The sequence below is a fragment of the Citrobacter sp. Ca225 genome (assembly GCF_030337175.1).
GTDB lineage: Bacteria > Pseudomonadota > Gammaproteobacteria > Enterobacterales > Enterobacteriaceae > Citrobacter_A > Citrobacter_A amalonaticus.
The window spans coordinates 66,547-87,285 of record NZ_JAOWCD010000099.1; the positions used below are offsets into that span (position 1 = coordinate 66,547).

The 20,739-nt window shown below is 53.7% G+C and carries 23 protein-coding genes; 10 read left to right on the plus strand and 13 right to left on the minus strand.

Going from position 1 to position 20,739, the window contains the following annotated elements:
• Window positions 1–110 precede the first annotated feature (110 nt).
• From artP to artJ, 5 genes are all read left to right on the plus strand, one after another.
• Entirely contained in the window at window positions 111–839 is a 729-nt protein-coding gene (artP, locus tag OGW13_RS19060) for an arginine ABC transporter ATP-binding protein ArtP (RefSeq protein ID WP_043001226.1), read from the plus strand.
• Window positions 840–855: 16 nt separating this feature from the next.
• Window positions 856–1,587 (plus strand): arginine ABC transporter substrate-binding protein ArtI, encoded by a 732-nt coding sequence (gene artI / locus OGW13_RS19065; RefSeq protein WP_043001227.1) that lies wholly within the window; start codon window positions 856–858, stop codon window positions 1,585–1,587.
• 6 nt (window positions 1,588–1,593) lie between these two features.
• Window positions 1,594–2,310: an arginine ABC transporter permease ArtQ gene (artQ, locus tag OGW13_RS19070; protein WP_043001228.1), complete on the plus strand. Its 717-nt coding sequence runs from the start codon at window positions 1,594–1,596 to the stop codon at window positions 2,308–2,310.
• Window positions 2,310–2,978 carry an arginine ABC transporter permease ArtM gene (gene artM / locus OGW13_RS19075; RefSeq protein ID WP_042320323.1) on the plus strand — a complete coding sequence of 223 codons (669 nt, stop codon included), beginning with the start codon at window positions 2,310–2,312 and terminating at the stop codon, window positions 2,976–2,978. Before artQ ends, artM begins: the two co-directional genes overlap by 1 nt.
• 169 nt (window positions 2,979–3,147) lie before the next feature.
• Window positions 3,148–3,879 carry an arginine ABC transporter substrate-binding protein ArtJ gene (artJ, locus tag OGW13_RS19080; RefSeq protein WP_043001230.1) on the plus strand — a complete coding sequence of 244 codons (732 nt, stop codon included), beginning with the start codon at window positions 3,148–3,150 and terminating at the stop codon, window positions 3,877–3,879.
• Between the two features lie 94 nt (window positions 3,880–3,973).
• On the opposite strand, the gene rlmC is transcribed toward artJ, so the two are convergent.
• The 10 genes from rlmC to OGW13_RS19130 form a co-directional block, all read right to left on the minus strand.
• Window positions 3,974–5,119 carry a 23S rRNA (uracil(747)-C(5))-methyltransferase RlmC gene (rlmC, locus tag OGW13_RS19085; RefSeq protein ID WP_287116385.1) on the minus strand — a complete coding sequence of 382 codons (1,146 nt, stop codon included), beginning with the start codon at window positions 5,117–5,119 and terminating at the stop codon, window positions 3,974–3,976.
• A gap of 40 nt (window positions 5,120–5,159) precedes the next feature.
• Window positions 5,160–5,648 carry a YbjO family protein gene (locus OGW13_RS19090; RefSeq protein WP_043001232.1) on the minus strand — a complete coding sequence of 163 codons (489 nt, stop codon included), beginning with the start codon at window positions 5,646–5,648 and terminating at the stop codon, window positions 5,160–5,162.
• Window positions 5,649–5,707: 59 nt separating this feature from the next.
• Window positions 5,708–6,553 (minus strand): putrescine ABC transporter permease PotI, encoded by an 846-nt coding sequence (potI, locus tag OGW13_RS19095; protein WP_044326564.1) that lies wholly within the window; start codon window positions 6,551–6,553, stop codon window positions 5,708–5,710.
• Complete coding sequence (gene potH, locus OGW13_RS19100) at window positions 6,550–7,503, minus strand: putrescine ABC transporter permease PotH (RefSeq protein ID WP_043001233.1); 954 nt, start codon at window positions 7,501–7,503, stop codon at window positions 6,550–6,552. Before potH ends, potI begins: the two co-directional genes overlap by 4 nt.
• A gap of 9 nt (window positions 7,504–7,512) precedes the next feature.
• On the minus strand, window positions 7,513–8,646 hold the full coding sequence (gene potG / locus OGW13_RS19105) for a putrescine ABC transporter ATP-binding subunit PotG (protein WP_044264253.1): 1,134 nt from the start codon (window positions 8,644–8,646) through the stop codon (window positions 7,513–7,515).
• A 96-nt stretch (window positions 8,647–8,742) separates the two neighbouring features.
• Window positions 8,743–9,855: a spermidine/putrescine ABC transporter substrate-binding protein PotF gene (potF, locus tag OGW13_RS19110; protein ID WP_287116386.1), complete on the minus strand. Its 1,113-nt coding sequence runs from the start codon at window positions 9,853–9,855 to the stop codon at window positions 8,743–8,745.
• Between the two features lie 364 nt (window positions 9,856–10,219).
• Window positions 10,220–10,696: a type III secretion system chaperone family protein gene (locus OGW13_RS19115; protein ID WP_043001235.1), complete on the minus strand. Its 477-nt coding sequence runs from the start codon at window positions 10,694–10,696 to the stop codon at window positions 10,220–10,222.
• A 90-nt stretch (window positions 10,697–10,786) separates the two neighbouring features.
• Entirely contained in the window at window positions 10,787–11,689 is a 903-nt protein-coding gene (rimK, locus tag OGW13_RS19120; RefSeq protein ID WP_287116387.1) for a 30S ribosomal protein S6--L-glutamate ligase, read from the minus strand.
• A gap of 60 nt (window positions 11,690–11,749) precedes the next feature.
• Window positions 11,750–12,472: an oxygen-insensitive NADPH nitroreductase gene (gene nfsA, locus OGW13_RS19125; RefSeq protein ID WP_043001237.1), complete on the minus strand. Its 723-nt coding sequence runs from the start codon at window positions 12,470–12,472 to the stop codon at window positions 11,750–11,752.
• Window positions 12,456–12,743: a DUF1418 family protein gene (locus OGW13_RS19130; protein ID WP_125339575.1), complete on the minus strand. Its 288-nt coding sequence runs from the start codon at window positions 12,741–12,743 to the stop codon at window positions 12,456–12,458. The genes nfsA and OGW13_RS19130 overlap by 17 nt, the downstream gene beginning before the upstream one ends.
• A gap of 172 nt (window positions 12,744–12,915) precedes the next feature.
• Here OGW13_RS19130 and OGW13_RS19135 point away from each other — a divergent pair, with 172 nt between their 5' ends.
• A complete protein-coding gene (locus OGW13_RS19135) occupies window positions 12,916–13,179 on the plus strand; it encodes a GrxA family glutaredoxin (protein WP_000495514.1) in 264 nt (87 codons plus the stop codon).
• Window positions 13,180–13,218: 39 nt separating this feature from the next.
• On the opposite strand, the gene OGW13_RS19140 is transcribed toward OGW13_RS19135, so the two are convergent.
• Window positions 13,219–13,596: an inner membrane protein YbjM gene (locus tag OGW13_RS19140; protein WP_099433408.1), complete on the minus strand. Its 378-nt coding sequence runs from the start codon at window positions 13,594–13,596 to the stop codon at window positions 13,219–13,221.
• Between the two features lie 268 nt (window positions 13,597–13,864).
• Here OGW13_RS19140 and OGW13_RS19145 point away from each other — a divergent pair, with 268 nt between their 5' ends.
• Entirely contained in the window at window positions 13,865–15,550 is a 1,686-nt protein-coding gene (locus tag OGW13_RS19145) for an aspartate:alanine antiporter (protein WP_043001240.1), read from the plus strand.
• 292 nt (window positions 15,551–15,842) lie between these two features.
• Here the strand turns inward: OGW13_RS19145 and OGW13_RS19150 are convergent, their stop codons facing one another.
• Window positions 15,843–16,382, minus strand: coding sequence for a TetR/AcrR family transcriptional regulator (locus tag OGW13_RS19150; protein ID WP_054177094.1), 540 nt, complete (start codon window positions 16,380–16,382; stop codon window positions 15,843–15,845).
• A gap of 81 nt (window positions 16,383–16,463) precedes the next feature.
• On the opposite strand from OGW13_RS19150, the gene OGW13_RS19155 reads away from it, so the two are divergent.
• Entirely contained in the window at window positions 16,464–17,672 is a 1,209-nt protein-coding gene (locus OGW13_RS19155) for an MFS transporter (protein ID WP_043001242.1), read from the plus strand.
• On the plus strand, window positions 17,673–18,485 hold the full coding sequence (locus OGW13_RS19160; protein ID WP_043001243.1) for a Cof-type HAD-IIB family hydrolase: 813 nt from the start codon (window positions 17,673–17,675) through the stop codon (window positions 18,483–18,485). It abuts the gene before it with no gap.
• A 96-nt stretch (window positions 18,486–18,581) separates the two neighbouring features.
• Here OGW13_RS19160 and OGW13_RS19165 read toward each other — a convergent pair whose 3' ends face one another.
• The gene (locus OGW13_RS19165) at window positions 18,582–19,814 is read right to left on the minus strand and encodes an MFS transporter (protein ID WP_043001244.1); all 1,233 of its coding nucleotides are present in this window, start codon (window positions 19,812–19,814) and stop codon (window positions 18,582–18,584) included.
• Between the two features lie 293 nt (window positions 19,815–20,107).
• Between OGW13_RS19165 and ybjG the strand changes: the two genes are divergently transcribed.
• Window positions 20,108–20,716, plus strand: a complete 609-nt coding sequence (gene ybjG / locus OGW13_RS19170) for an undecaprenyl-diphosphate phosphatase (RefSeq protein ID WP_044264225.1) — start codon at window positions 20,108–20,110, stop codon at window positions 20,714–20,716.
• The last annotated feature ends 23 nt before the right edge of the window (window positions 20,717–20,739 follow it).

The window sequence follows — 20,739 nt, forward strand, 5'->3', positions numbered from 1 at the left end:
AGAAATGCGCGTTATATTTAACTTTTAAAGCATAAATATTGCATAACTATTCTGTCAAAGGTACTATCTGCGGCTTCAATAGCTATCAGACGGCCAGTATACGAGCATCAATGAGTATTCAATTAAACGGCATTAACTGCTTCTACGGCGCGCATCAGGCGCTGTTCGATATCACGCTGGATTGCCCGCAGGGTGAAACACTGGTGTTACTGGGCCCAAGCGGGGCCGGTAAAAGCTCACTGCTGCGGGTACTCAATCTGCTTGAGATGCCGCGTTCCGGTACGCTTAACATTGCGGGAAATCACTTCGATTTCCGCAAGACGCCGTCAGATAAAGCAATTCGCGAGCTGCGTCAGAACGTCGGAATGGTCTTTCAGCAATACAATCTGTGGCCGCACCTCACCGTGCAACAGAATCTGATTGAGGCACCCTGCCGCGTGCTGGGTCTGTCGAAAGATCAGGCACTGGCGCGCGCCGAAAAGCTGCTTGAACGCCTGCGCCTGAAACCTTACAGCGATCGCTATCCGCTGCATCTCTCAGGCGGACAGCAGCAGCGTGTGGCCATTGCCCGCGCGTTGATGATGGAGCCGCAGGTGTTGCTGTTTGATGAACCCACCGCCGCGTTGGACCCGGAAATTACCGCGCAGATCGTCAGCATCATTCGTGAACTGGCGGAAACTAAAATTACACAAGTGATCGTGACGCACGAAGTAGAAGTGGCGCGTAAAACCGCCAGCCGCGTCGTGTATATGGAAAACGGTCATATCGTCGAGCAGGGTAATGCGAGTTGCTTTGCCGACCCGCAGACCGAAGCATTTAAAAACTATCTCTCTCACTAAGATTCGGGACAACACAATGAAAAAAGTTCTGATTGCCGCGCTTATCGCAGGCTTTAGCCTTTCCGCTACAGCAGCCCAGACCATTCGTTTTGCGACCGAAGCGTCCTATCCTCCGTTTGAATCCATGGACGCTAATAACAAGATTGTCGGCTTTGATGTCGATCTGGCCAATGCGCTGTGTAAAGAGATCGACGCGACCTGTACCTTTACCAACCAGGCATTTGACAGCCTGATCCCAAGCCTGAAATTCCGCCGTTTCGACGCGGTGATGGCCGGGATGGATATCACGCCCGAGCGTGAAAAACAGGTGCTGTTCACGACCCCTTACTATGACAACTCCGCGCTGTTCATTGGTCAGCAGGGTAAATTCACTGGCGTTGATCAGCTGAAAGGCAAGAAAGTGGGCGTGCAGAATGGCACCACTCACCAGAAATTCATCATGGATAAGCACCCGGAAATCACTACCGTTCCGTATGACAGCTACCAGAATGCGAAACTGGATCTGCAAAACGGCCGTATTGACAGTGTGTTCGGTGATACCGCGGTGGTCACAGAGTGGCTGAAAGACAATCCGAAGCTGGCGCCGGTTGGCGACAAAGTGACGGATAAAGATTACTTCGGCACCGGCCTCGGCATCGCCGTACGCCAGGGCAATGAGGAACTGCAGCAGAAATTCAACACTGCGCTGGAAAAAGTGAAGAAAGATGGGACTTACGAGACCATCTATAACAAATGGTTCCAGAAGTAAGCCTTGATGAACGAATTTTTCCCACTTGCAAGCGCCGCCGGGATGACCGTCGGCCTTGCCGTTTGTGCACTGATCCTCGGCCTGGCGCTGGCAATGCTTTTCGCCGTCTGGGAGTCAGTGAAATGGCGTCCTGTCGCGTGGACGGGTTCCGCGCTGGTCACCATTTTACGCGGCCTGCCGGAAATTCTGGTGGTGCTGTTTATCTATTTCGGCTCCTCTCAACTGCTGCTGATGCTCTCTGATGGCTTTACGATCAATCTGGGCGTCGTGCAGATTCCGGTACGAATGGAGATCGAAAACTTCGACGTCAGCCCCTTCCTGTGTGGGGTGATTGCCCTCTCTCTGCTCTACGCAGCCTATGCGTCTCAAACGTTGCGCGGCGCGCTAAAAGCGGTACCGCTGGGGCAGTGGGAATCCGGCCAGGCGTTGGGACTGTCGAAGACCGCCATTTTCTTCCGGCTGGTGATGCCGCAAATGTGGCGTCATGCGCTGCCGGGGCTGGGCAACCAGTGGCTGGTATTGCTGAAAGATACCGCGCTGGTGAGCCTCATCAGCGTCAACGACCTGATGCTGCAAACCAAGAGTATCGCCACGCGAACCCAGGAACCGTTTAACTGGTACATTATCGCTGCGGCGATCTACCTGGTGATTACGCTGGTGAGCCAGTACATTCTCAAACGCATTGACCTGCGCGCGACACGTTTTGAGCGGAGACCAGGCTGATGTTTGAGTATTTACCTGAACTGCTGAAAGGGCTGCATACCAGCCTGACCCTGACGGTGGCGTCCATTGTCGTTGCCCTGATTCTGGCGTTGATTTTCACGATTGTTCTGACGCTGAAAACGCCGGTGGTAGTCTGGCTGGTGCGTGGCTATATCACGCTGTTTACCGGTACGCCGCTGCTGGTTCAGATCTTCTTGATCTACTACGGACCGGGTCAGTTTCCGTCTCTGCAGGAGTATCCGGTTCTGTGGCATCTGCTGTCAGAGCCGTGGTTGTGCGCCTTGATTGCACTGTCGCTGAACAGCGCAGCTTATACCACTCAACTGTTCTACGGGGCGATTCGCGCGATTCCGGAAGGCCAGTGGCAGTCCTGCGGCGCGCTGGGGATGAGCAAGAAAGACACGCTGGCAATCCTGTTGCCGTATGCCTTTAAACGCGCCCTCTCCTCGTATTCCAACGAAGTGGTGCTGGTGTTCAAAAGTACCTCTCTGGCATATACCATCACGCTGATGGAAGTGATGGGTTATGGTCAGCTGCTGTACGGTCGCACCTATGATGTGATGGTGTTCGGCGCAGCGGGAGTTATCTACCTGATCGTCAACGGCCTGTTGACGTTAATGATGCGTCTGATCGAGCGTAAAGCGCTGGCATTCGAACGTCGAAACTAAGCACTTTATTGCATAAATCACAACCAACAAGACGGACAAGTTTATAACCTGTCCGTCTTTTTTTATTTATCACAAAATAGTTAATCATTTTTATTGCATACAAATTCATTTACTGGCATTGTAAATCCATGCCGCAGAAACGGCGCCTCATCATAACGGGAGTCCAACCATGAAAAAGTTAGTTCTGGCCACATTACTTGCCTCTTTCACCTTCGGTGCCTCTGCCGCTGAAAAAATCAGTTTTGGCGTCTCTGCGACCTATCCACCGTTCGAATCTATGGATGCCAATAACCAAATCGTCGGCTTCGACCTCGATCTGGCAAAAGCCTTATGCAAACAGATGCAGGCAGAATGTACTTTCACCAACCATGCATTTGACAGCCTGATCCCGGCGCTCAAGTTCAAAAAATATGACGCCGTGATTTCCGGTATGGATATCACCCCAGAGCGGAGCAAACAGGTGGCGTTTACGACCCCCTACTATGCCAACTCGGCGCTGGTAATTTCGAAGAAAGATACCTATAAAACCTTTGCCGACCTGAAAGGTAAACGTATCGGGATGGAAAACGGCACCACTCACCAGAAATACTTGCAGGACAAGCACCCGGAAGTGAAAACCGTGGCCTATGACAGCTATCAGAATGCGTTTATCGACCTGAAAAATGGCCGTATTGATGGTGTATTCGGTGATACCGCCGTGGTGAACGAGTGGCTGAAAACTAACCCGCAGTTGGGTGTGGCAACCGAGAAAGTCACCGATCCACAGTACTTCGGCACCGGCCTCGGCATCGCGGTTCGCCCGGATAATAAAGTGCTGCTGGATAAACTGAACGCTGCGCTGGCGGCGATCAAGGCCGATGGTACGTACCAAAAAATCAACGACCAGTGGTTCCCGCAGTAAGACCGAGAATTGGCTGTAGAGTGCCTGATGACGCTACGCTTATCAGGCCTACAAAATACACTTCACTCGCAAGCCGGATAAGGCGCCACCGCCGCTATCCGGCAAACCGTGACTCGTCCTTCAGCAACAATGTCAGCACTTCATAATGCGCGGTATGTGGGAACATATCGAAAAGTTGTACCCGTTCAATGCGATAGCCTGGCAATGCGGCAATGTCTTTCGCCATCGTCTGCGCATTACAGCTGGAATAGATGATAACTTGCGGTGCCATTCGGCTGAGGTAATCACACAAGGATTTACCAATTCCGCGGCGCGGCGGGTTCACCAGCACCAGATCCGGCACAGCCCCCTGCCCGGTGGCAAACTGCGTCGAATCCAGCGCCTGAAAATGAAGATTGGTTAAGCCCAGTTCCGCCGCTGACTGCTTCGCACAGACAATGGCTTCCGGCGCAATTTCAATTCCCGTCAACTGCATCTGCGGCGTCGCGCAGTGCAGACCAAACCCACCGACACCACAGAACAGATCCCACATGTGGTTCACCGGCAACTGCCGCACCCAGTCACGCGCTGTGGCATATAATTGGCTTGCCACCGCCGGGTTGGTCTGGAAGAAACTGTGCGGGCGGATCCACAGCGGCACGTCGTTAAACCGCTCCGCCAGCGCCTGCTGTTCAGTCAGAAAGATTTCTGTCTCCCCTTCCATAATCGCCATATGCACCGGCTGAAGATTGACGCTGATGACCTTCAGTTGCGGCAGTTGCGCCTGCAACCACGGCAGCGCAGCACGCAACTGCGCCAGTTTACTGTCGGAACGCAGAACAAAGCGCAGCATCATACCGCCATCAAACTGACTTTCCGTCAGCAAAAGGTACTTAAGCTCTCCACGCTTGCGTGCCACGTTGTAGGGAGTTAGTCCGGCCCGCGCAATAAACGGTTTCAGCACAGCAAACACCGGGGCAAACGAGGCCGGATAGAGCGGGCAATCGCACAGATCTTCTGGCGTACCATCGCGATGCAACATGCCCAGCAACGGTTTTTCCACGCTGCCGCTGACCACCATCTTCGCTTTATTGCGAAACGCCAGCTCCGGGCCGCTGACCGGCACGCACCATTCTCCGACGAGAAAACCGGTAAGCAAATTTTGCAGATCGGCGGTTTTGGCGGTGAGTTGCTCGCCGACGGGCTGCGTGATCCACTGACAGGAACGACAGCGACCGGCGTCATAGAGTGCGCACTGCATACGGAAACCTTTATCTAAACAGGGGCGAGGATTATACACATTATTGTAAGCGGAAGAAGCGACGACTGGCCGCGGGCACAAACAGTAATAACAGCACCAGCATATCGGGCAGTTTTTGCATTACCAGCGTACGCAGAATCTCCCGCTTTGACTCACCCGCAATGCTGAACAGCTCTGGATAGCCGTAGCCCAGCGAGGCCGCCCACAAATAGCTGGCGGCAATCACCTGCGTGAGGAGATAGATCCAGCGCGCCCAGTTACGCCCTTTCACCAGTGAAAACGCACACCAGATTTCAATAAATACCAGCATCAGGCTGCCGAGAAAAACCAGTGTTAAATTCCATGTCTGCACGCTGCGATGAATAAACTCGCCCAGTCCGCGAATGCCAAGGGTGTTGAAAATCATCAGCAGGTCGAGCCCACGGATCATAATAATGGCGAGCGCCGCCACCTGCACCAGCGTGGGCACATTCAGGCGGGCATGTGATGAGGATGTTTTATTAAAAAATCCCAACGAATCGTCTTCCATGAAAACAATGCCGCGACGAGCGCGGCATTATGTAGCCAGGTTGGCAGATTTTAGTGTCTTCAGTCACGTCTTGCACGTTGGATATCGCGGATCCGCTGTTTTTCCGTGCGAGCCATCAAATACCAGGCGATAAAACCAACAATTCCCACCACCCCGAGTATCAGCGTCGCCAGGGCGTTAATTTCCGGGTTAACGCCCATCCGCACGCTGGAGAAGACCAGCATCGGTAACGTGGTCGCGCCCGGTCCGGAGACAAAGCTGGCAATGACCAGATCGTCCAGCGACAGGGTAAACGCCAGCAGCCAGCCGGAGACCACCGCTGGCATAATCATCGGCAGCGTAATCACAAAGAACACCTTCAGCGGCGTCGCCCCCAGATCCATCGCCGCTTCCTCAATGGAGCGATCCAGTTCACGCAGGCGCGAGGAGATCACCACCGCCACATACGCCGTACAGAACGTGACGTGCGCCAACCAAATAGTCAGCATGCCACGATCCGACGGCCAGCCAATAGCGTGCCCCAGTGCGACAAACAGCAGCAACAAAGAGAGCCCGGTGATCACATCCGGCATCACCAGCGGCGCGGTGATCATAAAGGCAAAGCCGTTCGACCCGCGAAAGCGACCAAAACGCACCATCACCACCGCAGCAATCGTGCCGAGTATCGCCGCCATGGTCGCCGCGCAGGCGGCGATAGTCAGACTCAACCCCACCGCGCTCATCATTGCGCTATCACGGAACAGTTCGCCGTACCAGCGCGTTGACCATCCCGCCCACACCGTGACCAGTTTGGAACTGTTAAACGAGTAGATGACCAGCATCAGCATCGGCGCATACAGGAAAGTAAACCCGAGCACCAGAATCATAATCCGCCAGGGCGAACGAATTACCGGTAAGTTGTTCATCCGTGGGCCCCTCCGCTTTTTTGCTGATGTTTGTGAAACCACATAATCGGGACGATCAGCAGCAGCAACATGACAATCGCGACCGCAGACGCCACCGGCCAGTCGCGGTTGTTAAAGAACTCCTGCCACAGCACGCGACCAATCATGATGCTGTCTGGCCCGCCGAGCAGTTCCGGGATCACAAACTCGCCCACCGCCGGAATGAACACCAGCATAGAACCGGCAATAATGCCGCCTTTGGTCAGCGGTACGATCACACTAAAGAACGTTTTCAACGGACGCGCACCCAGATCCAGCGACGCTTCCACCAGCGAGTAATCAATCCGCGTCAGTGCGGTATAAATCGGCAGCACCATGAACGGCAAATAGGCGTACACAATACCGATATACACCGCCAGATTGGTGTGCAGAATGGTCAGCGGCTGGTCAATTACGCCCAGCCACAGCAGAAAGTTATTCAACACGCCATTATTTTTCAGTATCCCCATCCAGGCATATACGCGGATCAAAAACGAGGTCCACGACGGCAGGATCACCAACAGCAGCAGAATATTACGCGTTGACGGCTTGCTGTGCGCCACCGCCCACGCCAATGGATACCCCAGCAGCAGACAGCAGAGCGTCGAGATCCCCGCCACCTGTAGTGACTGCAGATAAGCATCAAAGTAGAGCGGATCGTCCGTCAACTGCAGGAAGTTACCGAGATTAAGGGTGATCGACAGTTGCCCGTCGGCCCACTCCATCAGCTCCGTATACGGCGGGATCGCTCGCGCCATCTCCGCCAGACTGATTTTAAAGACGATCAGAAAAGGCAGCAGAAACAGCAGGATCAGCCAGACGTAAGGCAGCGCTATCACCAGTTTGCGCCCGTGTTTCATCTGCACGCGCGCCAGCCAGAACGTAAAGCCGCCTGGTTTTTCTACGCGTGCCGGAGGTTCAAGTGTACTCATCTTCGCTCCTTAAACCGTCAACACCACACAACTGTCCGCATCCCAGCACAGACGCACCTCATCGCCCCAGGTCGGCAGACCTTTGCGATAACGGTGAGCGTTTTGCAACTGGGCGCTGATCATCTGTCCGCTTTTCAGGCGAACGTGATAGATGGAGAGATCGCCAAGATAGGCAATGTGCACCACTTCACCGACGGCGAAGTTAAAACCGTCGGCAGGCGGCTCTTCGCAGAGCATGATTTTTTCCGGACGCAGCGCCACGTGCACCGGCACGTTATCCACCACCGACGCATCCGGATCGACCTTCAACGGATGCACCAGCCCAGGAGAATAGAGCACCAGACCGTCTTCCTGGCGCTCTTTAATTACGCCCTCAAAGACATTGACCGAGCCGATAAACTCTGCGCTGTAGCGCGTGGTCGGGTGCTCGTAAATTTCTTCCGGCTCACCGATTTGCACAAACTTGCCACGGTTCATAATGGCGATACGCCCGGCCATGGTCATCGCCTCTTCCTGATCGTGCGTCACCATCACGCAGGTTACGCCGACGCGCTCAAGGATATCGACCACTTCGAGCTGCATACGGTCACGCAGCTTTTTATCCAGTGCGCCCATCGGTTCGTCGAGCAGCAGAAGTTTAGGCCGTTTTGCCAGGCTTCTCGCCAGCGCCACACGCTGACGCTGACCGCCGGAAAGCTGATGCGGTTTGCGTTTAGCGAACTCCTGCATATGCACCAGACCTAACATCTCGTCGACCCGGCTGGCAATTTCTGCTTTCGGCAGTTTGTCCTGCTTCAGGCCAAAGGCGATATTCTGTTCCACCGTCATATGGGGAAACAGCGCATAGGACTGAAACATCATATTGATGGGCCGTAAATAAGGCGGCACCTGGGACAGGTCGACGCCATCCAGCATGATTTGTCCTGTAGTAGGTTGTTCAAACCCCGCCAGCATGCGCAACAGCGTGGATTTTCCACAGCCTGATGCGCCCAGCAGGGCAAAGATTTCGCCTTTATAAATGGTCAGACTTACGTCATCGACAGCGTGCTGACCATCGAAGGATTTGGTCAGGTTGCGGATTTCGAGGAGCGGCGTCAGCGCTTTACGGGTTTTCGCCTGCGGGCGTGGGGTGGCATCATTCACGGGGTGCTCTCCGGCAGAAACAATCATGGTGCAGGCGCACCAGAACGGTGCGCCAGTTGCCGGGAGCGCTTCGCTTGCCCGGCCTACGGTAAAAGGTTATTTACCGCTTTTCACCTTGGTCCAGGCACGCGTACGGACGCGGTCAATCTTCGGATCCTGAACTTTCAGGGTGAACATCTTCGCGCGCACGTCTGCTGGCGGATAAATACCTGGATTATCACGCACTTCTGCACTCACCAACGCCGTCGCCTCTTTGTTGGCATTCGCGTAGAACACGTGGTCAGAGATATGCGCAATCACATCCGGGCGCAACAGGTAGTTGAGGAACTGATAGGCCTCGTCTTTATTTTTGGCATCTGCTGGCATCGCGAAGACATCAAAGAAGGCCATTGCCCCTTCCTTCGGAATCGAGAAGGAGATATTGACGCCATTCTTCGCCTCTTTCGCCCGGTTGGCGGCCTGCCAGACATCTCCTGCCCAGCCAATCGCCACACAGGTATCGCCGTTAGCCAGGTCGTTGATGTACTGCGAAGAGTGGAAGTAACGGATATTCGGCCGCAGCTTGAGCAGCAGATCGGTAGCCGGTCCGGTATAGTCGTCTGCTTTGGTGCTGTTCGGATCTTTACCCAGATAGTTCAGCACGGTGGCAAACAACTCTTCCGGCGCATCGAGGAAAGAGACGCCACAGCTCTTGAGTTTTTCAAGATTTTCCGGCTTCAGCACCAGATCCCAGCTATTAAGCGGGGCATCAGCGCCGAGCACCGCTTTCACTTTATCGACGTTGTAGCCAATACCGGTGGTCGCCCACATATACGGCATCGCGAATTTATTGTCCGGGTCGTGTTTGGCGACCAGTTTCAGCAATTCCGGATCGAGGTTTTTCCAGCCCGGCAGTTTGCTCTTATCCAGCGGCTGGAAAACGCCTGCCGTCAACTGACGTTCAAGAAAGCTCGCGGAAGGCACTACCAGATCAAAACCGGTGCTACCTGCCATCAGTTTGCCTTCCAGCACTTCGTTGGAGTCAAAAACGTCATAGACCACTTTGATGCCGGTCTCTTTTTCAAAATTAGCGACCGTATCCGGCGCAATATAATCAGACCAGTTATAGATATGGAGTGTTTTTTGTTCTGCAGCGAGCGTGCCGGCAGAGACGGCCATCAGAGCACCCGCAACCAGACCCGATAGCCATTTTTTATTTAAGGCGGTCATAATCTCTTTCCTTATCAAAGTTCGTTAACAAACGAACCAAAAAAGTTGCACTCAATGCTATGCAAGAAACGTGCATAGTTTGTCACTCGGCAAAAACCAGGAAGAGTGGACGCTCCCCCGACCGTTATTGCTCGCTGTAATTAAGCTTCGCAAGAATAACTTTAGCCAGGGTTTCAGGCTATAGCCCAGATTAAAAAACGCCTTTTATCAATTTTTTATGCAATTTATGTCTATGTGATAAAGCGAAACAGCGGGAAAGGAGGTGAATAATTCTTTAAAGAAAGGTTAAATGCAGAATAAAAGAACGTAAACCGCAGCCGCTCTGGCAGCGACTGCGCTATACGCGCCATACTTCACGTTAAAATCAGTGAAGAAAATGGTTCTCAACGCTGCTTTTTTGCGCGTCTTCTTCGGCGGTAAACAGCATCTGGTGCGCGCCCGCTTCAAGAATGACCATGGATATCTGCTCTTCGCTCTGGCGCACGAACCACTCGAACTGCGCGTAAGTTACCCCTTGCATAACGGATAAAGACTGGCAAACCACCAGCTTTGGCAGATTATCATCCTGCATATCCAGGAACGCTTTCACAGTGAGGGAACTGGCATTGATGGCAGACAGATCCGCGGCCAGCGGCAGTAACGCAGAAGGCCTCACTTCAGCCATCGCGGAAAACAGCAGCGTATTATCGACGAGATCTAATTTCGCATCGTAGATGCCGTCAAAATTTTGCATGTGTGGTAAATGCAGTGCCTGACAGGTATCACATTCAAAAAAACTCATGCCCAGGTCGTCGAGCCATTGCCGCAACGTATCCAGAGTGGGAACGACCAATTCTGTCATAATAATGTGCTACCTCTTACGATAAAAAAATACCGGCACAGCTTACGCAAAAAGTGTTCGTCATGCCACGATCATCGGCGATATTAAAGACTAGCCACCCGTTTTGAGACAAAATTCAGCCGTCGCGTGGCGTTCGATCCACTGAATCATCCGCCCGGCGATATCGATACCGGTGGTTTTTTCGATCCCTTCCAGACCCGGAGAGGCATTCAATTCCATCACCAGCGGGCCGCGCTCGGCGCGTAAAATATCAACACCAGCAACATCAAGCCCCATCGTCTGCGCGGCTTTTATCGCAATTTTGCGCTCACGGGGAGTAATGTTGGCAATGCAGGCGACGCCGCCGCGATGGAGATTAGAACGAAAATCGCCGTCCTTCGCCCGTCGTTCGATGGCAGCAACCACCTCATCCCCCACCACCAGACAGCGAATATCGCGGCCTTTGGCCTCTTTAATATATTCCTGAACCAGAATGTGGGCGTTAAGCCCCCGGAACGCATCCACGACGCTCTCGGCAGCCTGACGGGTTTCTGCCAGTACCACGCCAATTCCTTGCGTTCCCTCTACCAGTTTCACCACCAACGGCGCGCCACCAACCATATCGATCAGATCGCTGGTGTCATCCGGCGAGTGCGCAATGCCGGTAATCGGGAGATCGATACCCTGACGCGCCAGCAACTGCAACGAACGCAGCTTATCGCGGGCGCGGGTAATCGCTACAGATTCATTCAACGGATAGCTGCCCAGCATCTCAAACTGGCGTAGCACCGCCGTACCATAAAAGGTAATCGCCGAACCAATACGCGGAATGACGGCATCAAAATGAGGCAACTTGCGTCCTTTATAATGAATTGAGGACGCCGCCGGATTGATGTTCATATAACAGGAAAGCGGGTCGAGTATTTCAACCAGATGACCACGCGTCATCGCCGCTTCACGCAGGCGCTTACACGAGTAGAGCGTTCCATCCCGGGACAATATGGCAATTTTCACCCTGCACCTCTCTGCATCACTCGATCACTATCCCGCGTATCATACACAGCGGCGGAATTTTTAGCGCGTGGCCCAACCCTGTTTATGCAAATATTCCAGGATAAAGGGACGATTTTCCTTAATCAGCGTGCGGCGAATATGATCGCTCCAGGTGTCACGGCGGGTATTGCTGCCACGGCTGAGATAATACTGCGCGAGCTGTTCGTCATAATCAGCCAGCACGTCCTTGTCGAGCGGCTGATAACGATTTTCGTGCATCACTATCGCTGCGGGCAGGCGCGGCTTCAGCTCCGGGTTATCAGCAGGCCAGCCCAGGCACAGCCCAAACAGCGGCAGTACGTGTTTTGGCAGCGCCAGCAACTCGGTGACAGATTCGATATTATTGCGTAATCCGCCGATATAGACACCACCCAGTCCCAGCGATTCCGCCGCCGTCAGCGCGTTTTGCGCCATCATCGCCGTATCAACGACGCCCAGCAACAACTGCTCTGCAAGGCCTAATTGCGCTTCAGGGCAAATCTGCAGATGACGGTTGAAGTCGGCGCAGAAGACCCAAAACTCAGCGGCCTGCGCGACGTGCTGTTGACCGCCGGTTAAGGGTACCAGTGCGTCACGTAGTACCGGATCCGTAATACGAATAATGGATGTACACTGCAAAAAGCTGGAGCTGGAGGTCGCCTGAGCGGCGGCCAGAATCGCCTCTCGCTGTTCAGGCGTAATCGGTTGATCGGTATAATGGCGAATCGAACGGTGACGACGCAGAAGGTTAATGGTTGGAGTCATTCTCTTTTTCTCTGTCAGAACGGGATGAATCGGATGAGGGCTTCATCAGCTGGGGCGCCAGCCGCTGCGCGACTTGCCAGACGAATGCCAGTGCGGCGGGGATCATCAACAGCACGCCCAAAAAAAGCATGATAATGACCGCTAACGGGCTGTTAAACGGGGCGGGAAGCGTCAGGTAGTGGTTCAGCAACAGCAAAGCCAGCGCCAGGAGCACCATACCCACCATTTCCAGAATCAATACACTTTTTGGTAACGCGCCGGTCATACGCACAGGAAGCCCCCTTTTGTGAGACATAGTGTAAGGCGTTCAGCGTGAATGTGTTTAACAGATATAGACTAAATGTATCGAAGTAAAAGGTGCAACCTACTGTTCAAGACTGACGATTAGCGTCATCATAGCAGCCATTCGCCGTCAGGCTTTGAGTTCGAGGAGAGAGACTACAATGTTTACTGTTATTTTTGGTCGCCCGGGTTGCCCTTACTGTGTACGCGCAAAAGAACTGGCAGAGAAACTGAGCAACGAGCGCGATGATTTCAACTATCGCTACATCGACATCCACGCGGAAGGCATCACCAAAGCGGACCTGGAAAAGACCGTCGGCAAACCGGTTGAAACCGTGCCGCAGATTTTTGTTGATCAGAAACACATCGGCGGTTGCACCGATTTTGAAGCCTGGGCGAAAGAGAATTTGAACCTGTTCGCCTGAGTACTGTAAGTGATGTCATAACGCCCTCTCCGGAGGGCGTTATTGGTTTTTACGCTGTCGCGGTCTGAACAAACTGCTAATGAACAGGAAGCATAAGGCTCCCAAAGCGCACCAGAATACGGCGCTGAATAACCACGCCATCTCCTGCCACAGCGAGCGAGTGGGCGTAAAGAAAAGACGCGTGAGCAGCAAACAACAAGGTGCCGCAAGCATCGCGCCAAGGAGCGGTTTGATCACCTCCCGGCGATGAGAGCAAAAACTGGCGACCGCGCCTGGCAGCGTAAAAAACAGTAGCCCAATTTCAGGATGCCCGGCCGCCCGAAATGCCCCTTTCATGTTCATCGTCAGAAAAAGACAGACAACCATAAAGAGCACAAAGCAGCAGACCGCTCCTACCCAACCATGCTTATATTTCAATCTTTTCTCCTGACACTGTCTCTATCGAATACACTTTTCGCCAAAGGCGTCCAGTCAGATAAAGCCGTTCAGCATTCCGTGCCAAAATACGCCAACACGATTCTTATAGCCGTTGATACGTAATGAGATTAAACTAGCCAGATTATATTGTTGTGCCGCTTATATTCGGGCTGTGAATATGTCACAATCGCCCTTATTTGATGGCAAAACAGTAGCCTAAATTACCATTTCTTTCAACAGCTTACTCGTAAACAAGAAGTTAGTCTCCGTGAATATAAACGTCGCCGATTTGTTAAATGGGAATTACATCCTGTTATTATTCGTTGTACTGGCTCTCGGCCTGTGTCTCGGTAAATTGCGTCTGGGTTCCATCCAACTGGGTAATTCCATTGGCGTTTTAGTCGTCTCTCTCTTATTAGGGCAACAGCATTTCAGTATTAACACTGACGCACTGAATCTGGGCTTTATGCTGTTTATTTTTTGTGTCGGCGTTGAAGCGGGTCCTAACTTTTTTTCCATTTTTTTTCGGGACGGGAAGAATTACCTGATGCTGGCTCTGGTGATGGTCGGCAGCGCGCTGCTGATCGCCCTGGGGCTGGGTAAGCTATTTGGCTGGGACATCGGCCTGACGGCCGGTATGCTGGCTGGTTCAATGACGTCTACCCCGGTTCTGGTCGGTGCTGGCGATACGCTGCGCCATTTTGGAATGGAGAGCGCACAGCTTTCCCGGGCGCTGGATAACCTGAGTCTGGGCTACGCACTGACCTACCTGATCGGTCTGGTCAGCCTGATCGTCGGCGCACGCTATCTGCCAAAATTACAGCATCAGGATCTGCAAACCAGCGCCCAGCAAATCGCCCGTGAACGCGGTCTGGACACCGACACGAACCGGAAGGTGTACCTGCCGGTCATTCGTGCTTATCGCGTCGGCCCGGAACTGGTCGCCTGGACGGACGGAAAGAACCTGCGGGAGCTCGGCATTTACCGCGCAACTGGCTGCTACATTGAACGCATCCGTCGTAACGGTATTCTGGCAAACCCGGACGGTGACGCCGTGCTGCAGATGGGTGATGAAATCGCGCTGGTCGGCTATCCGGATGCTCATGCCCGCCTCGACCCCAGCTTTCGTAACGGCAAAGAGGTGTTCGACCGCGACCTGCTCGACATGCGGATCGTCACGGAAGAGATCGTGGTGAAAAACCACAATGCCGTGGGACGCCGTCTTGCGCAACTGAAGCTCACCGATCACGGCTGCTTCCTGAACCGCGTGATTCGCTCGCAGATTGAAATGCCAATTGATGACAACGTGGTGCTCAACAAAGGCGACGTATTGCAGGTCAGCGGCGACGCGCGCCGGGTGAAAACAATCGCGGATCGTATTGGCTTTATCTCGATTCACAGCCAGGTCACCGATCTGCTGGCCTTCTGTGCGTTCTTCATTATTGGTCTGATGATCGGCATGATCACCTTCCAGTTCAGCAACTTCAGTTTCGGCATCGGTAACGCCGCTGGATTGCTGTTCGCCGGGATCATGCTGGGCTTCCTGCGTGCTAACCATCCCACATTTGGCTACATCCCGCAGGGAGCGCTGAATATGGTGAAAGAGTTCGGCCTGATGGTCTTTATGGCGGGCGTTGGCTTAAGCGCAGGCAGTGGCATCGGTCAGGGGTTAGGGGCGATTGGCGGTCAAATGCTGATTGCTGGTCTGATCGTCAGCCTGGTGCCGGTGATCATTTGCTTCCTGTTCGGCGCCTATGTCTTGCGCATGAACCGGGCGCTTCTTTTTGGCGCCATGATGGGGGCGCGTACCTGCGCACCGGCAATGGAAATTATCAGCGACACCGCGCGTAGCAATATCCCGGCACTCGGTTACGCAGGCACCTACGCGATAGCCAACGTGCTGCTGACACTGGCGGGGACACTCATCATCATCATCTGGCCAGGCTTAGGATAAAACTGAAGTTGTCCCTTAAGTGAAAATTTTTTGCAGATATGTAGAACTTTTCCTCAAGGTGTCAGTCATAACTAGTGCCACTGCTTTTCTTTGATGTCCCCAATTTGTGGAGCCCATCAACCCCGCCGTTTTGGTTCAAGGTTGATGGGTTTTTTGTTGCCTGCATTTCTCCTCTCCCGTCTTTACCCCCTTCCTCAACCATACTGACTGATGATCGGCATGAAGAGCAGGATCGTGTGGCGCAAGACATTTGTGTCGCCGGGGAGACAACCACTATCGCCCTCAACGATGCTCACCCGGCGATGCGTTTAACCATCCGCAGGATCTCTTCGCGCGTCATCGGCGTCCGGTCAGTCACAAAATGCAACGTCATCCCTTCAATAAAAGCGTCCAACGCCCGGGCGGTAATAGGATCAAACCACTGCTCAAGCGTTCTCTGACTGGTTTGCATCCAGTCCTGCATCACACTTCTTAGCGTCGGCTTACGATTCATCATCGCGTACAGCTGATACATCAGCTCCATATTATGCGGCGTCGTCACTTCTGAACTGTAAATGAGGGTGGTGATCGATTCGCAGGCCATTTCCGGGCCGGTCACCCCGGCAAAAAAATCACGATATTGCTGCGCCATATCGCACGTAAAACGCGTGAACGCTTCTTCAATCAACGAGTCCATACCCTCGAAGTAATATGTCATGGATCCCAGTGGAACCCCTGCACAGCTGGCGATTTTACGATGCGTTACAGCACTGATCCCATGCTCAGCAATTGTCTCCAGAGTTGCCTGAAGTATCCTTTCCCGACGCTGCGGATCGTTTGGTCGTCTGCTCATAAATTCCCCTTCTGATTTATGTACAAATGTACACAAACTTGCTAGTGTTGTCGCTATTGTTGTACTTTTGGTGCTTCCCTGATGACATTGACTTCCTCCCGCAAAGCCCTGCAACGCCGTACCTGGGCGCTTTTTATGTTCTTCTTTTTGCCCGGCTTGCTGATGGCCTCCTGGGCCACACGCACGCCCGCCATTCGTGACACGCTTTCGGTCTCGACGGCGGAAATGGGGGCCGTACTGTTTGGTCTCTCGATTGGTTCGATGAGCGGCATCCTTTGTTCGGCCTGGCTGGTGAAACGATTTGGCACTCGAAAGGTGATTCGCACCACCATGTCCTGCGCAATTGTAGGGATGCTGGTGCTAAGCCTGGCGCTTTGGCTCACCTCCCCGGTGTTGTTCGCGCTGGGTTTAGGTGTATTCGGCGCCAGTTTTGGTTCCGCAGAAGTGGCGATCAATATTGAAGGGGCGGCCGTCGAACGTGAGATGAACAAAACCGTTTTGCCGATGATGCACGGTTTTTACAGTTTCGGCACGCTGGCGGGCGCGGGTATCGGGATGGCACTGACAGCCTTCGGCGTCGCGGCAACCACGCATATTGTACTGGCTTCGCTGGTAGCGATTGCGCCGATTTTTATTGCCATCCAGGCCATTCCTGACGGGACGGGCAAAAACGCCAACGACGGTTCTCATCACCAGGAAAAAGGCGTCCCCTTCTGGCGCGATATTCAGTTGCTGCTGATTGGCGTTGTGGTGCTGGCGATGGCCTTTGCTGAAGGGTCCGCCAACGACTGGCTACCGCTGCTGATGGTCGACGGTCACGGGTTTAGCCCGACATCCGGCTCGCTGATTTACGCAGGGTTCACGCTCGGGATGACCGTCGGGCGCTTTACCGGTGGCTGGTTTATTGACCGTTACAGTCGTGTGGCGGTGGTTCGCGCCAGCGCCCTGATGGGCGCGCTCGGTATTGGTCTGATTATTTTCGTCGACAGCGCCTGGGTGGCCGGCGTCTCTGTGATACTGTGGGGCCTGGGCGCATCGCTCGGTTTCCCGTTAACCATTTCTGCGGCCAGCGACACGGGGCCGGATGCACCGACACGCGTTAGCGTCGTGGCAACCACCGGCTATCTCGCCTTTCTCGTTGGCCCTCCGCTGCTCGGCTACCTCGGCGAACACTACGGTTTACGTAGCGCCATGCTGGTGGTGCTGGCGCTGGTACTGCTGGCCGCCGTTGTCGCCAGAGCCGTCGCCAAACCAAATTCAACTACGCAAACTGCGATGGAGAAGGGATAAATGGGTATTAAGTTAATTGCAGTCGATATGGATGGCACTTTTCTGAGCGATCAAAAGACCTATAATCGCGAACGTTTTCTTGCACAGTATCAGCAGATGAAAACGCAGGGTATTCGTTTTGCGGTCGCCAGTGGCAATCAGTACTACCAGCTCATCTCTTTCTTTCCTGAGATTGCCCATGAGATCTCCTTTGTCGCCGAAAACGGCGGTTGGGTGGTAAGCGAAGGCCAGGATATCTTTAACGGCGATCTGGCGAAATCCGATTTTACCGCCATCGTTGATCACCTGTTAACCCGCGCCGATGTCGAAATCATCGCCTGCGGTAAGAACAGTGCGTATACCCTGAAAGCGTACAACGACGAGATGAAAGCCACCGCCGGCATGTACTATCACCGCCTCGAATTCGTGGATGATTTTAACAATATCAATGACGTGTTTTTCAAATTTGGCCTGAACATCTCAGACGATCGGATCCCGGAAGTTCAGCAAGCCCTGCACGACGCCATTGGCGATATCATGGTGCCTGTTCACACCGGCTATGGCAGCATCGATCTCATTATCCCCGGCGTACACAAAGCGAACGGACTGCGCCTGCTCCAGCAGCGTTGGGGAATTGACGATAGTGAAGTCGTGGTGTTTGGGGATGGCGGAAATGATGTTGAAATGCTGCGCCAGGCGGGCTTTAGTTTTGCAATGGAAAATGCGGCAGATACGATTGCGAAGGCCGCGAAATATCGAGCTGGCTCAAACAACAAAGAAGGCGTCCTCGACATCATTGATTGTGTCCTGAAGAACGAAGCGCCATTTAATTAACAACGACTTGCGTTATTCACCAGGCTAAGGTGTTTACACCGCCATCCGACTTTATTGCCTGATGGCGGTGCGCTTAGCGGGCCAACAATGTCGCCATTACCCTTCCCGGGTATTCCCGGCCTGTTTATCTTTCAGGAAGATAAACATCAGCAACAGCCACAACATGCCGCTCGCCAGATTAAACAGGCTGAACAGCCCATTCCCGCCGAGCAGATAAGCGTGCTTACTCAGTTCAATCCCGACGGTAAAGATCAGCATTTGCAGCATTCCCATCGCCGCAGAGACCGTGCCTTTACTCATGTCGCTGGCGAACAGGGTGAGGCGCACCAGTCCGGCGTTGGCCACACCGATGCCAAAGGCGTAAACGCTCAGACCAGCCGTCATCCACAGATACGCATGGGACGAGACGACGGTGGCCGCCGCGGCGATGAGCAGTCCCAGCACAATCGGCCAGCCGCCCATGATGATGAGCGAACGCACCGTACGCCGAGCGGTCAGGCGCGCCAGCATCAGGTTCCCGGCGATCAGCGCGCCAAAAATCGGCACCTGTAGCAGGCCATACTCGTAGCTACTAAGTTGTTCGCCGCTGATGATAATAATCGGTGACTGGGCGATCCAGGCCAGCAACGGCAGGCTGACGAACCCCAGCGCCAGCGCGCCGGCGACAAAGCGCCCATTTTTCAGCACCAGTCTGTAATCATTACCCAGCGCCTTTAGCGATAGCGGCTCGCCGATCCGCGTGGCGGTCTCCGGCATCGCCCGCTGCAGACCAAAGAACGCGATCGCCGCCAGTGCGGCGAACAGCACAAACATGCCTTCCCACGGCAGGACATGCACCCACGCCGCTCCCACCAGCGGTCCAAGCAGTGGCGCTATCAGCGCAACGTTCGCCATCAGGGCGGTGATTTTAATACACACGGCCTCTTCAAAGGACTCCTGGATAGCCGCATAACCCACCGCGCCAATAAAGCACAGACTGATGCCCTGCAAAAAACGCAGCAGGGTAAATTGTTCGATGCTTTGCGCCAGCAGCGTTGCCAGGCAGGTGACAATAAACCACACCACGCCCGCTAACATCACCGGACGACGGCCAATGCGATCCGACAGTGGCCCTAATAGCCATTGCAAAAACATACCGCCGGCCAGATAGGCGGTCATGGAGGTGGGTACCCAGTCGATCCCCGCCTGATATTGTTCCACCACCGCCAGCATGCCGGGTTGGATCATATCGTTGCCAATGTAGGTGGAGAATTCGTAGAGCACCAGACAGAGAGGGAAAAGCAGCGCCTGACGTCCAAGACGGGCACCTTGTTGTAAACGGTTTTGCATGCAATCTCTTCGACAATAAAAAATCGCGCAAAGTGTAATGAAAGAGCCTCACCTGAGATAGTGAATTATGCGTGGTAAAAGCAAAATGCGCACATTTTTACCCGCTCATGAAAATCCTTCCCCGGGTTTAAGGTTAGTCTACGTTGACGCGGTTATGCTGAGTGAAAATCACGAGCGATGTCTGAAACACCTTCTTTTACAGGTAAATAAGACAATCCCTCTTTACCCTGCGGACGGACACTTTTATTCTCGGCCTGCCTGGATTTTCATTAAACGAACTGAGTCTGACTGCTATGCTGGAAAATATTAACTATTCGCTGTTCTACTTTATCAATGCCACGCCGGACTCGGCATCGTGGATGATTTCCCTCGCCATTTTTATCGCCAAAGATCTGATCAACATCGTCCCGCTGTTAGCCGTTGTTCTCTGGCTGTGGGGACCGCGTGAACAGGTTTGCGCGCAGCGGCAGTTGATCGTCAAAATGGCGATGGCGCTGGTCGTTAGCCTGCTGGTGTCATGGGTAATGGGACACCTGTTCCCACACGATCGTCCGTTTGCCGATCGCATTGGCTACAATTATCTCCAGCATGCGGCAGATGACTCGTTCCCCAGCGATCACGGCACGGTGATATTTACCTTCGCGCTGGCGTTTTTGTTCTGGCATCGTCTCTGGTCCGGCGTTCTGTTGATGGTGTTGGCCGTCACCATCGCCTGGTCCCGCGTCTATCTTGGCGTGCACTGGCCGCTCGACATGCTCGGCGGACTGCTGGCTGGGATGATCGGCTGCCTGAGCGCGCAGATGATCTGGCAAAAATTCGGTCCAGCCCTCTATCGTGGCCTGCAACACGGTTACCGCATCTGCTTCGCCCTGCCGATTCGTAAAGGCTGGGTACGTGACTAGACGAAGGAAAAAAGAGTAATATT

Bases quoted from the DNA above. Each gene is read 5' to 3' on its own strand.
- artP (WP_043001226.1), top strand. From the start codon at position 111: ATGAGTATTCAATTAAACGGCATTAACTGCTTCTACGGCGCGCATCAG.
- artI (WP_043001227.1), top strand. From the start codon at position 856: ATGAAAAAAGTTCTGATTGCCGCGCTTATCGCAGGCTTTAGCCTTTCC.
- artQ (WP_043001228.1), top strand. From the start codon at position 1,594: ATGAACGAATTTTTCCCACTTGCAAGCGCCGCCGGGATGACCGTCGGC.
- artM (WP_042320323.1), top strand. From the start codon at position 2,310: ATGTTTGAGTATTTACCTGAACTGCTGAAAGGGCTGCATACCAGCCTG.
- artJ (WP_043001230.1), top strand. From the start codon at position 3,148: ATGAAAAAGTTAGTTCTGGCCACATTACTTGCCTCTTTCACCTTCGGT.
- rlmC (WP_287116385.1), bottom strand. From the start codon at position 5,119: ATGCAGTGCGCACTCTATGACGCCGGTCGCTGTCGTTCCTGTCAGTGG.
- OGW13_RS19090 (WP_043001232.1), bottom strand. From the start codon at position 5,648: ATGGAAGACGATTCGTTGGGATTTTTTAATAAAACATCCTCATCACAT.
- potI (WP_044326564.1), bottom strand. From the start codon at position 6,553: ATGAACAACTTACCGGTAATTCGTTCGCCCTGGCGGATTATGATTCTG.
- potH (WP_043001233.1), bottom strand. From the start codon at position 7,503: ATGAGTACACTTGAACCTCCGGCACGCGTAGAAAAACCAGGCGGCTTT.
- potF (WP_287116386.1), bottom strand. From the start codon at position 9,855: ATGACCGCCTTAAATAAAAAATGGCTATCGGGTCTGGTTGCGGGTGCT.
- OGW13_RS19115 (WP_043001235.1), bottom strand. From the start codon at position 10,696: ATGACAGAATTGGTCGTTCCCACTCTGGATACGTTGCGGCAATGGCTC.
- nfsA (WP_043001237.1), bottom strand. From the start codon at position 12,472: ATGACTCCAACCATTAACCTTCTGCGTCGTCACCGTTCGATTCGCCAT.
- OGW13_RS19135 (WP_000495514.1), top strand. From the start codon at position 12,916: ATGTTTACTGTTATTTTTGGTCGCCCGGGTTGCCCTTACTGTGTACGC.
- OGW13_RS19150 (WP_054177094.1), bottom strand. From the start codon at position 16,382: ATGAGCAGACGACCAAACGATCCGCAGCGTCGGGAAAGGATACTTCAG.
- OGW13_RS19155 (WP_043001242.1), top strand. From the start codon at position 16,464: ATGACATTGACTTCCTCCCGCAAAGCCCTGCAACGCCGTACCTGGGCG.
- OGW13_RS19160 (WP_043001243.1), top strand. From the start codon at position 17,673: ATGGGTATTAAGTTAATTGCAGTCGATATGGATGGCACTTTTCTGAGC.
- OGW13_RS19165 (WP_043001244.1), bottom strand. From the start codon at position 19,814: ATGCAAAACCGTTTACAACAAGGTGCCCGTCTTGGACGTCAGGCGCTG.
- ybjG (WP_044264225.1), top strand. From the start codon at position 20,108: ATGCTGGAAAATATTAACTATTCGCTGTTCTACTTTATCAATGCCACG.